Origin of the sequence: Oculatella sp. FACHB-28 (assembly GCF_014696015.1) — a bacterium.
Classification (GTDB): Bacteria; Cyanobacteriota; Cyanobacteriia; order Elainellales; family Elainellaceae; genus JAAUTN01.
In genome coordinates, this window is sequence record NZ_JACJPJ010000041.1 from 86293 (window position 1) to 99820 (window position 13528).

A 13528-nucleotide genomic window follows, 5' to 3' on the forward strand; every position below is an offset into this window, starting at 1 on the left:
AACTGTGGCAAAAAAAGCAGACATCGGCGGTAAGCGGCTGATTGGGTTAGCTCCAACCGCCTGGGTGCAATGGGTGACGCAGCAACCCGATGTCGTTGCTGAGGAAATTCTAGGTTCCGAGTTTCAATGGATCAGCCGAGAAAATGATGTGCTGGTGAAAGTGAGCAGTCCGATTCACGGTCAGTTTCTGGTGCTCAACGAGTTGCAGTTGCGCTACACCTCCAAACTGCCATTACGAATGCGAACCTATGCAGCCCTTGCAGAAGAAAAGTACGCTTTGCCCGTCTATCCGGTTCTGGTCAATATTCTTCCTCCCCCTGCAACGGTGACCATTGCCAATCACTTTGAATCCAACTTTCTAGGCATCCATGCTTATCAGGACTACCGAGTCATCAACCTCTGGGAAGTTGAAGTCGCGATCGTATTTGAGCAGTCCTTAAGTGCTTTACTACCCTTTGTGCCCGTATTGAAGCAAGGGGCAGAAGTTTCCGCAGTACAGCAGGCTTTGACCTTACTCCGTCAAGATGAGCAGCTAATTGAGTTGGAATCTCTACTAGCATTTTTTGCTAGCTTTGTGTTGGGTAGTGAAGTCGTCAGGCAAATCATGAGGTGGGATATGGCAGTGCTGCAAGAATCACCCTGGTATCAGGAGATTTTGAAAGAAGGTGAGCGGATAGGCAGACAAGAAGGCAGACAAGAAGGCAGACAAGAAGGCAGACAAGAAGAGGGGCGATCGCTAATCCTAAAACAACTCACTCGTCGCACGGGCACCCTTCCCCCAACAGTGGTGACACAAATTCAGTCTCTTACGCTGGAGCAGCTTGAGACGTTGGGGGAAGCGTTGTTAGATTTCAGCACTTTGGCAGACTTAGAAGCCTGGCTAGCAGGTCATTTGTAGGGCGATCGACTGTCTCAACTTCAATCAATTAGCGAAGTGGATAAAAATAAGGCAGAGCAAGTTGTTCTTTTGAGAAGATTCACGGTGCTTTCCTTAAGAAGAGATTTACGAACTTTCGTAAAACTGTTTACATCTATCGCCAGATCGGGGGGTGCTATAGTCTGCAGGATGAAGCATAAAGAATAAAAGTTCTTGCTGCTAAAACCCTCATCAGGGGTGCAACGATGTCCACCAGTACACCTTCCACTGCCGCGCAAGCCAATCTGCGCCAAATCAAACCTCAAAACGATGTGTTTATCTCCTACTCACGTCGAGATAAAGCGTTTGTCGAAAAATTAGACGCTGCACTCAGAAGTCTTAACCGTGCCCCTTGGGTCGATTGGGAGGACATTTACAAAGGCGAAGAGTGGTGGAAGGCAATCCAGCGGGGAATCGAATCAGCCAACACCTTCATTTTTGTAATCAGTCCAGATTCCGTCGCTTCGGCTGTCTGTCGGGATGAGGTGACTTATGCGGCGGAGTGCAACAAGCGGTTTTTGCCGATTGTCTGGCGGGAAGGGTTTGACCCAAAGCTGCTGCATCCGGCGATCGCCAGCCACAACTGGCTCTTCTTCCGCGAAACAGACGACTTTAACCCCGCCTTGCAAGAACTGATCCAGGCAATGGATACGGATCTGGTTCACCTTCGTGCCCACACTCGGCTGTTGATGCGGGCACTCGAATGGCAGTCTAAAGCCCAAAACAGTAGCTATTTGCTGCGCGGTCATGACTTGCAAGAAGCAGAGCAGTGGCTCATGCAGGGGTTAAACAAAGATCCCAAACCCACCCCACTGCAAACTCAGTACATTAACAGCAGTAACGAAGCTGAGGCACTAGTTCTTAAGGCAAGACAAAAAGCAAAACGGACGGTCGTATTAGCGACGGTTCTAGTTAATATGCTGCTGGTGACAGGAGCCTGTTTCTGGCTTTACAGCTCAGCTTCGAGTTGGGCTAGACGATGGGTCGAGCGACAATTGCAGGATGCGCTGAATGTGGGACTGGTAGGAATTAACGGAGACGAGTTTGAGGCGATCGCCTACTCCCCCCCCAGTTCAACCAGTGAGGAGTTTTACCAAAACCATCAAGACTGGCTTGTAAAAGTAAACACAGCTCTTCCCAACGCCTTCCCACGCACCTATGCGCCAACTGGAAATCCTAATTCTAATGAGATTATTTGGGTGGGCGACTCTTTTAGAGATCCTGCCCGTGACACCGCCAGTCAGTCAGTCAGCGCAACTCAATATCGTCAGCCCTACACCGTTGATTCTGCTTCTCAATATTGGTTAGCCGCAGGGCTAATCGAGCCAACCCTTACCCGCTCCATTTACACCGACGAATTTGGTAGCTGGCTCTCGATTTGTGGACCAATCCAAAACTCTGCTGGACAAGTCGTTGGTGGACTAAGGGTTGACCTTCGCGCAGACTACGTTCGCCGAATCGAGCAGCGAGTCCGAAATGCGTTGCTCACCGCCTACGTCATCGTCTTCATCTGGCTCTTCATTCTCAGCCTGATCATTCTGCGAGCCACCCGTCTCCCCACAGATTCCTTTGCATTAAAAGCAGCCCCATCTCAGAAAAACCAAACCGAGTAACCATCGGCTTAGCTCAAGAATTTACACAATCAGAAGAAAATAGGCGATCGCCTTGCAGCGACCTCCGGCTAGAGCTATGGTTTTAGCTTATGCCAACTCAGAAATTGGAGCTACAAATAAGAGCAACACCCCGACGAAATGTCACTCTTGATTTGTAAGTCCATTTTTCCTAAAGCGGTGTTACTGAGATACTTCAGCAGTGAGGGGCAAACCGTCTTGAGAAACGGGTTGGTTGTACAGCACCATTGTGGTGGTCGTATTTTCCTCGAAGCCGATACGCTCGTAAAATTTCTGTTGATGCGTGGTCATCAGGTATACTCGCTCAACCCGATTCACATGAGGGTGCATCAGAACGGTTTCAACCAGCTTACGTCCCAATCCTGCGCCCTGATAGTCAGGGTGAACGACAACATCCCAGATTGTTGCTCGATAAATGCCATCGGAGGTAGCGCGGGCAAACCCAATTAGCCTACCGTTATCCCAGACCGTCACAACGGGTTTGCTGTTGGCGATCGCCAATTCCCAATCTTCTAAACGGCGATCGCGTGCCCAGAAAGCCGCAGCTTCAAACAATGCTCGGAGTTGATCAAGGTCAATTTCAGCAGGGCAATTTCCCTGCAAAGCCCCTTCGTGAACACAAAATTGAACGTGGCGGCAATCCATCGCGGTCAATCCCCTTCTTTTATTGTCTAGGCTAGACGAGCAACATTCGTACTGACGTTGACCGTCTGGTAGAGAAATGTAGATGTATGTAGGTGGACTGTTTAGTTTTAATAAGTCCCAAGAACCCAGGATAATCCTAATTTTTTAAATCAGGTCAGGATGGGGATACCTACGTATGGAATTCATGACAAAATCTAGATTGCAAACGAGTTAGGTATGTTCAATTCTTTGAAGCTGTTCCGTCACACTCATCCCACAGTAGTTAAGCCGCGCCGGATTAGGCAGCGGCGATCGCCAATCATCCTGTTCCTGATGCTCCTGCTGTGGAGCCTCGTTTTAGGTTGGGGGCTGGCACAAGCCACAGAAACCACCCCAGGCACCATTGATGTCATAGCGCCACGCTACGAACTAGGACAGGATCTTTACCTAGAGAATTGCGCCACCTGTCATATCGGTGTACCACCAGGAATCATGCCCACCGAAAGCTGGCGACAAATCTTGCAAGACCCGGAACACTACGGAATCCAGCTACCGCTGCTTGTCGATCCACCCCGTCTGCTCGTGTGGGACTACCTGGGGCAGTACTCGCGTCCTGAAGCCGAAGGCGAGCAGATTCCCTTCCGCATCGAAGAATCCCGCTACTTTAAAGCCCTCCACCCCAGAGTCGAATTACTTCAACCTACCCGTTTAGGAAGCTGCATCAGCTGCCATCCCAGTGCAGAGCAGTTTAATTTCCGCAGCTTATCCCCAGAGTGGGAAGACGCACCGTAAAGAGGACAGAATGGGTACTCCGCATCTAGCTCCTAACCCCTAGCACCTCTTCCGCCCCTAGCCTCTGTTCCAAATGATAGGATTAGGAAAATGATGGCCTGTCTATAACGTCCTCCTTACTATGTTGAAAAATCTGCTGGGTGATCCCAACTCACGTAAATTAAAAAAATATAAGCCCGACGTTGTAGAAATTAATCTACTTGAGGAAGAGATCAAACCCCTGTCAGACGAAGCGCTGACCGGAAAGACCACAGAATTTAGGCAACGCCTGGAAAAAGGCGAGTCACTCGATGCCATTTTGCCAGAGGCATTTGCAGTCGTGCGCGAAGCCGCAAGGCGCGTCTTGGGAATGCGGCACTTTGATGTCCAGCTTATCGGCGGCATGGTGCTGCACGATGGACAGATCGCCGAGATGAAGACTGGGGAAGGTAAAACCCTGGTGTCTACGTTGCCTGCCTATCTCAACGCGCTTGAAGGCAAAGGCGTTCACGTCGTCACGGTAAACGACTACTTGGCAAGACGAGACGCAGAATGGATGGGTCAAGTCCACCGCTTTTTGGGACTAAGCGTGGGGTTGATTCAGCAGGGGATGAATCCGGCTGAGCGCAAGAAGAATTACGACTGCGATATTACCTACGGCACCAACAGCGAGTTGGGCTTTGACTACCTGCGCGATAACATGGCTTCCTCCATGCAGGACGTAGTGCAGCGACCCTTTAACTACTGCGTCATCGACGAAGTTGACTCCGTGCTGATCGACGAAGCTCGGACACCGCTGATCATCTCAGGGCAGGTAGAGCGTCCCAGCGAAAAGTATGTCAAAGCTGCACAAGTCGCGAATGCGTTGCGCCGAGGCGAAAAAGATGGTGCTGAAGAGCATTATGAGGTAGACGAAAAAGCGCGCAACGTGCTGTTGGCAGACGAAGGCTACATTGAGGCAGAGCAGCTTTTGGGAGTGAAAGATTTGTTCGACCCGCAAGACCCGTGGGCGCACTATATCTTCAACGCTATCAAAGCAAAGGAACTGTTCATTAAGGACGTAAATTATATTGTCCGCAATGACGAAATCGTGATTGTAGACGAGTTTACCGGACGAGTAATGCCCGGTCGTCGCTGGAGTGATGGACTACACCAGGCAATTGAAGCCAAGGAAAGGGTGGAGATTCAGCCGGAAACCCAAACTTTGGCAACGATTACCTACCAAAACTTCTTCTTGCTCTATCCCAAGTTGGCTGGGATGACGGGTACTGCCAAGACTGAAGAGGCAGAATTTGAGAAAATCTACAATCTAGAAGTAACCATTGTTCCAACTAACCGCACGACCAAACGGCGGGATGTGTCGGATGTAGTCTACAAAACAGAAGAAGCTAAGTGGAAGGCGATCGCCGAGGAGTGCGCCGATATGCACAAAGTCGGTCGTCCTGTCCTGGTTGGCACAACCAGCGTAGAGAAATCAGAAGTGCTGTCTCGTCTGCTGAGTGAGCGGGAAATCCCCCACAATCTACTCAACGCTAAGCCAGAAAACGTCGAGCGAGAATCTGAAATCATCGCTCAGGCAGGGCGCAAAGGAGCCGTCACGATCGCCACCAACATGGCAGGACGGGGAACCGACATCATCCTGGGTGGTAACGCCGACTATATGGCGCGACTCAAGGTGCGGGAATACTTCATGCCTCGCGTCGTTCAGCCAGAGGATGAAAACAGCTTTGCGGTTGCTCGTGGACCCATGGGCAAAGGCAATCGTGGTGGTGGCAAGGGCTTTACACCTGGTGAGGGTAAAGTTAAAACCTGGAAAGCCTCCCCTCAAATTTTTCCAACGGAGCTGTCTCCAGACACCGAGCGCCTACTGCGAGAAGCAGTTGACTTTGCCGTGCAGCAGTATGGAGAGCGATCGCTCCCTGAACTCGAAGCCGAAGACAAAGTTGCCACCGCTGCCGAAAAAGCACCGGTAAACGATCCGGTCATCATGCGCCTGCGTCAGGTCTACAACCTGATTCTGAACGAATACGAACAGTTCACCGAAGCAGAACACGAAGAAGTGGTGCAACTGGACGGACTGCACGTCATCGGCACTGAGCGTCACGAATCGCGCCGGATTGACAACCAGTTGCGCGGTCGGGCAGGACGGCAAGGCGACCCCGGTTCTACTAAGTTCTTCCTAAGCCTGCAAGACAATTTGCTGAGAATTTTTGGGGGCGATCGCGTCGCAGGCTTCATGCAAGCCTTTCGAGTTGAAGAAGACATGCCCATCGAGTCAGGAATGCTCACCCGTGCCCTAGAAGGCGCACAGAAAAAGGTTGAGACCTACTACTACGACATCCGCAAGCAGGTGTTTGAGTATGACGAGGTGATGAACAATCAGCGCCGCGCCATCTACGCCGAGCGTCGCCGTGTCCTAGAGGGGCAAGACCTGAAAGAGCAGGTGATTAAATACGCTGAGAAGACAATGGACGACATCGTCGAAGCGTACATCAACCCCGACCTGCCACCCGAGGAATGGGAACTCGACAAGCTCGTCAGCAAAGTCAAAGAGTTTGTGCATTTGCTCTCAGATATGGAGCCTGACCAGCTAGAAGACTTGACCGTTGGTGAAGTCAAAACCTTCCTGCATGAGCAAGTACGTATCGCCTATGACCTCAAAGAGGCACAGGTCGATCAAATTCAGCCAGGGCTAATGCGTCAGGCAGAACGATTCTTCATCCTGCAACAAATCGACACCCTTTGGCGTGAGCACCTGCAGCGCATGGATGGACTGAGAGAGTCGGTAGGTTTGCGTGGCTACGGTCAGCAAGACCCGCTGATCGAGTACAAGAGTGAAGGCTACGAACTGTTCCTGGACATGATGACCGACATTCGGCGAAACGTCGTCTACTCGCTCTTCCAGTTCCAGCCACAAGTTCCAGCAGCTCCTCAGAAGCCCTCTGAGGTAGTCTAAGCGATTGATTTTGCTGGGAAACCCTGGTTCCAATCCTCAGGGTCCCAGCAAGATTTCAATCGAGACGGCAAAAAACACTGCAGAATTAAAATTTACCCCTCCCAGAGTGAACGAAATTCTGCTAATATAGCGATTCTGTGGCTCTAATTGAGTTGCAGTCGATCTCCAGGAGAGATGGCCGAGCGGTTGAAGGCGCAGCACTGGAAATGCTGTTTGGGCGAAAGTTCAACGAGGGTTCGAATCCCTCTCTCTCCGTTTCATAGCGATATTCACTTTCCAGCTAGCTTGTTTCTAGCTGACCGTTGAACCGTTTCCTCACAATGATGTAATAGATTGAACCTGCTGCTCGGTGCGACAGCTTTCGACCTTATTCTCAATTACATCTGCTGCATATTGAACCCCACCCGCATGGCGAATGGCTCTCTGTAAGCGGACCGCATTTCGTCTGTAAGACTCGTTCATCAGCACCCGTCGAATGACCTGTCGCAACCTGACGACGTTGGCACTAGATAAGGGCAAAAATTCCCCCACTCCGACCCAGGCAAGCCGTGCCGCAACGCCTAGCTGATCGTCGGCTAATGGAATGGCAACCAGAGGCACTGCATTGCTCAACGCTTCTAGCGTTGTGTTTAGTCCAGCATGAGTGACACAGAGGGAAGCCCGCTCTAGCAATTTCAACTGTGGGGCGTATTTAACCACGATTGGGTTGCCTGGTAGTTTCGGTAATGCTTCTGGCTCCAGCCCTCCTCCCAAAGAAATGACAACCTGAGCTTCTAAATCGACACAGGCTTCTGCAATGGCTTGAAACAAGTGTTTAATTTGGTTGCGTGAAGTGCCTAGTGAGATGTAGATGAGACGCAGATTGCTTAACTTCTCAAAGGGAAAGTCCGTTCTAGGACGACCTGTAGAGTTATGGAACGGACCCGTGAAATAGAAATAGGAAGGTAATTTGCGGTAAGGATATTCCAACTCAGGGACATGCTGGCTGATGATTGCCAGTTTGGAAAAGCAGTCGTTGTAGCTTGAGTAGGCGGGCAAGTTCCACAATTTCCGATAGCGCGCTATGACTGATATGACAGGACGACTGATTAGCAGAAGCAACCCGTAAGTAATCTGATTGCGAAGCCGCGCCCACCAGCGAGGGTTAAAAGTCCAGTCTGTTAAGGCAGGTGGAACGTAGCTATCTTGGTAGAGTACCAAAGCGCTACAGATGGTGATGAAAGGCAAATTCAAATGCTCAGCGATGGTTCCTCCTTCAAAGGCAGACATGTCTATAAGTAAAGCCTCAATCCCTGCTTTGCGGATTGCCCTGGGAGCTTCTCGCAGACTGGTAGCTACTCTTATTTTGAAAAAACTGATGCCGCGCCAGAGTGCCTGCAGTCCTGTCAACTCTGCCCGTTTTGGATCGACTCCTGTGTAAGCGATCGCCTCAAAGCCAAGACCTGCCTCTCTTGCTTTTGCTTCTGCACGAGCATCACTCAGAACAGTAACTTGGTGCCCCCGCCGCTGAAGCTCATACCCTAATGGCAGTAGCGTATTCAAGTGTCCCGTTCCACCCAGGCAAAGAATGCCGAAATGAGTCATGCTTGTATCTCTTAATTTTTCTTTGTGAAAGTTTTATAGCAGGTTTCACTAATATTCAGATAGATAGAATGCTGCCTAAATAAGCTTTTTACTCCGGTCTGATTTAGGAAAGCTGAGAATTGCCTTACAAGGCAAGCCACTCTAATCACTTGAACTGCTAAGGTAAAAACCTCTTCTTAATTGAGAACTAAGCATTAGAGAGTATCGAGGTACTGTAGGGTGACTGATTAGTCCAGAGTTGTGACTAATGAGCTGAAGGGCTGTCTAAGCATCGCTATATAGTATGGATTGTCAGTTTTTCTTCACTGAAGCTTCATACTTGAACCAGCGACCTTACTTCACATTTACTTGATAATACTGACCTGCTAATCGTGATTGAGAACTTTTGATGAAATTAATCGTCATGAGTGTTTATGCTTAGGGGAAAAAGTTGAAGGCGGACCTATGAAGCTACTTAAATTACTTCGAAACTCTGTCCTCATCTGGCATCTGACCTGCGGAACTTGTGCGATCGCCTTGGTTGGCAGTTTAACTGTTTACCAACGGTCAGTCCTGGCAGATCCACTCACCATTGTTCAAAATCACTGGGATGCGATCGCCTCTCGAAATGCTGATAGAACTGTCCAGCAATATAGCCAGGATGCTGTCCTGTTATGGACTCACGGTTCACTAAGAGGAAGGTATCAGGGGAGCCAAATTTATCAGAACTGGCAGACCTTTTTTAAGAAATATCAAATTGAAAGCAGTCGTATTGTTGAACAGAACAGTAGCGATCGCACCGTTAAAGCAGAAATTGTGGTTATTTCCAAGTCAAATGCAAGCTCTAATCAACAACTTCATCTTTTCTACGAAGTTCGAATTGATGAGCAAGGAAAAATTCTTTATGAAGTCTGGCAAACGAAGGCTCAATAGGGCAGACGAACGCCTGATCATGTGACTAGAATTGTCTGTAGCGTTCAGCAAACTCATCTACCTTGAGCAGAAGTTAATCTCACTTAAGCTCCATTTCAAAACACGCTAACTCTGCCACGAATCAACCTGTACTATCATGCCCACTCAGCACTTGAAACTGACTTGGAAAAAACCTCTGAAGATTTTTTCAAAGTTCTGTTTAGGTTGCTCTATTTGAGTCGTTGGATGAGTACTGAATTGTTTGTAAGTAAGCTGTGCATCTATTTCATGTTAGAAAGCTAAGGTCTGTTTCCTAAACCATTTAGGAGGGTTTTACACGACGAGGTTAACTCGCAGGCAGTTAGTTTTACCTTCTAAAAACTTCATTGTTTCCCAGATTTTATGCTGTGGAACGCGGTAATGAATGGCCCCCACTCGTCTCTTACTGTGCGTGAAGTAATTGCTTGTTCCTGATTGATTGATCATGGGTCTGGATGAGCCATATGACGTTTGAAGATATCTATCAGTTTTTCCGCAATCCACCTCCGTTTTATCTCAATAAAGAACTGGCGGTTTGCTATGTATTGGCCGTTTTACTGCGACAGGATTCTTACGGCACTGAACTGATTCAACTGCTAGAAACTGAATATCCTGTCTATCGCCTTTCTGATACCGTCTTGTATAGCGCTTTGAAGTTTTTGGAAGACAAGGCTGCAATTACAGGCTATTGGAAAAAAGTTGAAGGACGGGGACGACCCCGCCGCATGTATCAGGTTCATCCCGATTGGACGCACCAAGCTCAAGAGTTGGCTCGTCTCTGGCGCGACTATGCTCTGGGGAAAACGCCAAGCCTTCAGCGGTAGCAAAACCACTGGATTGAGGCAAACTTCTACCACAACGGACGAAACGTATGGTGCGATCGCCCCTTATACCTAAGAGCTACCCGTTCGCTTTTGTGAGGGCTTTGCCGTTCAAAGCCCTTACAAGCGACTTTTTCATTAGAAAGCTTTGTATATAAAAACTTGATTGTTAGGGAAAATTTCCCTATAGTCACTACTACTTTTATCGATCTGCAAATCTAGAGCTTCTTCAACAAAAAGTTCTGATTTCAGCAGCTTATCCTGCTTGTCTAGGTATTCGTCTTAGTCCCTCTAACATCAGGAGATTTTCTATCAGTTTTTATTCCTGTAGGGACAGATCAACGCTTGCCCAGTCCCAAGTACTTCCAGTTAGACGATAGCTCTAAAGATCGCCTTTGGTTCAGTATCTCTGCTGAGCCCTTCAGCAATTGCTACAGACAACAACCCCTTTTATCTGGAGAATGTTGTTCTGGAATGCATTCTGTAGAAAGTCTAAAATTCTTCAAATTCCAGGAATTTTACTGATATTCCTCATCCCCTTAGGAATACATTAGCTGTCCTATTGCAAAGATTACATCCATCCTTTTCCGCAATTCTACGAGTGCGAGTTGTGGTGTAAGTCTAAGCAAATGTTCTTAGCAGAGGTGCCCCCCTAATGACAGAACAAAAGTTAGAAGCAATTGTCCGTAAGTTCGTGCCCCGACGTGGAATGACTCCTGGTGGTACGGCTGATTATGTCAACATTCCAGGTGGACACCCAGATTTTGAGTTTGAGAATGCGCGTACGACTGGTGCAGTTAAAGGCATTGTCAAATCAACGTTACGCAAAAACGAAGAGGATGGCTTGTTTAAGCCTCAATATTCTGGGCAGTCTCAAGGTACAGTCAGCAGCGAAGCAAGCTTCAATCAGTGGTTTACTACCTACGGAGTCACGGATACCAGCTATGGCAACAGTGAACAAAAAATTATCTTGCCCCTAGCGGAGAAAGCTGGGCAACCTGGTGTTTTTGAATACAGTTCTGAAGCTTTTTTCCCGCTGGATGAGGAAAACCTTTTTGTTAGAACGGATCAGGGACAACCTCAGGTTACGTGGCTGAACACAGAGGGCTTTGAGTGGCGACGCATTCCCACCGCCTCAGGTAGCACGTCTCTAAGAACAATATTTGCGGATGCCCGGGGTGGACAGACTGAGTGGCGCGATCGCCAAAACAAACTGTTGCCCCATACCTATCACTTTACGCTTGAGCTACACCACACCTTTGCCTACAAACCAGGAGCCGAAAACTGGACTTTTGAGTTCCGAGGCGACGATGACCTGTGGGTATTTATTGCAGGCAAACTGGTGATTGATCTGGGCGGCGTTCATAGCTCGCTAGATGGACGAGTGCGTCTGGGCGATTTAAAGCTGAACGATCAGGATGAAATTGATCCCAATGGCACTAAGCCTCTCCTGGAGTTTGGCAAAGAATATTCTTTTGACCTGTTTTACGCAGAGCGTCACACGTCCGGAGCTAGATTTAGAATTACGACCTCGATTCCATTTGATCCCAAGGTTGAGATCGAGGCCGGTAAAGATGCTCAGGAGCCTGCACCAGGACAGGTTGCGGTTCCTGCTCAAATGGGCGAATTTACCGTCAGGCTGACCGGAGACAAAACTTCTAACAAACCCCTCGTTGTCAATTTTCAAACTGGCGGACAAGCCACCATCGGTGCAGGTGCTCAAAACAATGACTATCGCCTGAAGCTGAAAGACGCAAACGGTAATCCCCAAGGCGATTGGTTAACGAACAGCGTCACAATTCCAGCGGGGCAAAAAGAGGTCAAGATTGCAGTCGTACCCTTCAGCGATGAATTTACCGAAGAACAAGAAAGCGTAATTCTGACGCTGATTGATGGGCTAGATTATGATTTGGCTGACAAAACAGAAGCTGAGATCAAGATCATTGATTTTGTGCCGCCGCTACCCGTGGTAACGATCCGGGCGACGATTCCTGAAGCAAAAGAGCCAGCCCCCGGACAAGCCGCCCTACCTGAAGATATGGGCGAATTTACTATTAGGCGGGTCGGACAAAATTTGCGAAGACCTCTGACGGTCAAGTTTCGCCCACCCGAAGGGACAGCAACTCTGAACACGGATTATCGTTTAAGGCTTAAGGCTGCTAATGGGGCGCTTCAGGATTGGCTGGCAGCCAATAGCGTCATTATCCCAGCAGGGCAAAGCGAAGTCAGGATTGCGGTAGTGCCAGTTGGCGATCGCAATCAACGCAACCGACCCGTTCGAGAGCCTGACGAAACGGTCATTCTCACACTCAATAATGACCCTGCTTACCAGCGCGGCAGACCTTTGAGGGATGAGGTCGTGATCAAAGATTATGTTGCCCCTTCAAAACCCATCGTCACGCTGCGGGCGATTGATGATGAAGCGGAAGAACCTGCTCCAGGTCAGGCTGCTACTCCGCAACAGGTAGGCGCATTCCTAATTAGCGTTCGGTCGGCAGTTGCCCATTCAGGACTGACAGTAAGATTCAGGTTATCGGGTGATGCTCGTCGGGGCAGCGACTATGTGCTGAAAGATGAATCGGGCAACCTGATTGCGGAGAATACCTTGGCGATTGCTCCTGGCAAAGACAGAGTCAGAATTACAGTCGTACCCCTTGCCGATCGCCTCGGTAGCGAGGGATACGAGTATGTGATCATGACCCTGTTGCGCAGCACAGGTTATGACCTCGGTAGGGAATATGCCGATACTGTGCGAATCAAAGATCGAACCATTTCATCTCGGATGTTGGCAGAGATCGAAGCGATCGACGACAGCGCAGAAGAACCCTTCATCGTCAATGGTCAAGTTGTAGAACCTGGAGACAACGGCACATTTCAGATTCGACTGAGTCAGAAGGCCCCTTCAGGAGGGGTAACAGTCCACTATGCCATTAGTGGAACGACGGAGCGCAGTGACGGCACACGAGATTTCGTTTTAGACCCCAATCGCACCTGGGTACACATTCCTGAAGGCAAACGGCACGACAACATCGTCGTCAGACCCATAGCAGATACGCAGTTTCAAGAAGCTACTGAGACAGTCAGGCTAACGCTCCAACCGGGTTCCAAATACTTCTTACCTGAAAACAAGAAGAAGAAGAGATGGGATGAGGTGTCTATTTCCAACAGGAACCGTGAAGGCAGAATAGGCAGCTAGCACTGAGTCATTGAAGCTGAACGCAAAGCTGAACTGCGTTTCAAACGATTATTACCCTTTGAGTTGCGGAGTATACACAGCGTATACACCGTAGACTCT

At 49.0% G+C, this 13528-nt stretch carries 9 protein-coding genes and 1 tRNA gene; 8 read left to right on the forward strand and 2 right to left on the reverse strand.

What is annotated here, in order from left to right; genetic code table 11:
• Positions 1-4 precede the first annotated feature (4 nt).
• A complete protein-coding gene (locus H6F88_RS05250) occupies positions 5-898 on the forward strand; it encodes a DUF4351 domain-containing protein (protein WP_190641690.1) in 894 nt (297 codons plus the stop codon).
• A gap of 224 nt (positions 899-1122) precedes the next feature.
• The gene (locus H6F88_RS05255; RefSeq protein ID WP_190641691.1) at positions 1123-2529 is read left to right on the forward strand and encodes a toll/interleukin-1 receptor domain-containing protein; all 1407 of its coding nucleotides are present in this window, start codon (positions 1123-1125) and stop codon (positions 2527-2529) included.
• A gap of 180 nt (positions 2530-2709) precedes the next feature.
• On the opposite strand, the gene H6F88_RS05260 is transcribed toward H6F88_RS05255, so the two are convergent.
• On the reverse strand, positions 2710-3192 hold the full coding sequence (locus H6F88_RS05260) for a GNAT family N-acetyltransferase (protein ID WP_190641692.1): 483 nt from the start codon (positions 3190-3192) through the stop codon (positions 2710-2712).
• A 216-nt stretch (positions 3193-3408) separates the two neighbouring features.
• Here H6F88_RS05260 and H6F88_RS05265 point away from each other — a divergent pair, with 216 nt between their 5' ends.
• From H6F88_RS05265 to H6F88_RS05275, 3 genes are all read left to right on the forward strand, one after another.
• Positions 3409-3963, forward strand: coding sequence for a diheme cytochrome C (locus tag H6F88_RS05265; protein ID WP_190641693.1), 555 nt, complete (start codon positions 3409-3411; stop codon positions 3961-3963).
• Between the two features lie 121 nt (positions 3964-4084).
• Positions 4085-6898, forward strand: coding sequence for a preprotein translocase subunit SecA (secA, locus tag H6F88_RS05270; RefSeq protein ID WP_190641694.1), 2814 nt, complete (start codon positions 4085-4087; stop codon positions 6896-6898).
• 168 nt (positions 6899-7066) lie between these two features.
• A tRNA-Ser gene (locus H6F88_RS05275) sits at positions 7067-7153 on the forward strand.
• A gap of 60 nt (positions 7154-7213) precedes the next feature.
• Here the strand turns inward: H6F88_RS05275 and H6F88_RS05280 are convergent.
• Positions 7214-8482: a glycosyltransferase gene (locus H6F88_RS05280; RefSeq protein ID WP_190641695.1), complete on the reverse strand. Its 1269-nt coding sequence runs from the start codon at positions 8480-8482 to the stop codon at positions 7214-7216.
• 444 nt (positions 8483-8926) lie between these two features.
• Here H6F88_RS05280 and H6F88_RS05285 point away from each other — a divergent pair, with 444 nt between their 5' ends.
• The 3 genes from H6F88_RS05285 to H6F88_RS05295 all read left to right on the forward strand — a co-directional run bounded on the left by H6F88_RS05285 (position 8927) and on the right by H6F88_RS05295 (position 13429).
• Positions 8927-9394: a nuclear transport factor 2 family protein gene (locus tag H6F88_RS05285; RefSeq protein ID WP_190641696.1), complete on the forward strand. Its 468-nt coding sequence runs from the start codon at positions 8927-8929 to the stop codon at positions 9392-9394.
• A 482-nt stretch (positions 9395-9876) separates the two neighbouring features.
• Positions 9877-10236, forward strand: coding sequence for a PadR family transcriptional regulator (locus tag H6F88_RS05290; protein WP_190641697.1), 360 nt, complete (start codon positions 9877-9879; stop codon positions 10234-10236).
• Positions 10237-10888: 652 nt separating this feature from the next.
• Positions 10889-13429 (forward strand): fibro-slime domain-containing protein, encoded by a 2541-nt coding sequence (locus H6F88_RS05295; protein WP_190641698.1) that lies wholly within the window; start codon positions 10889-10891, stop codon positions 13427-13429.
• Positions 13430-13528 lie beyond the last annotated feature (99 nt).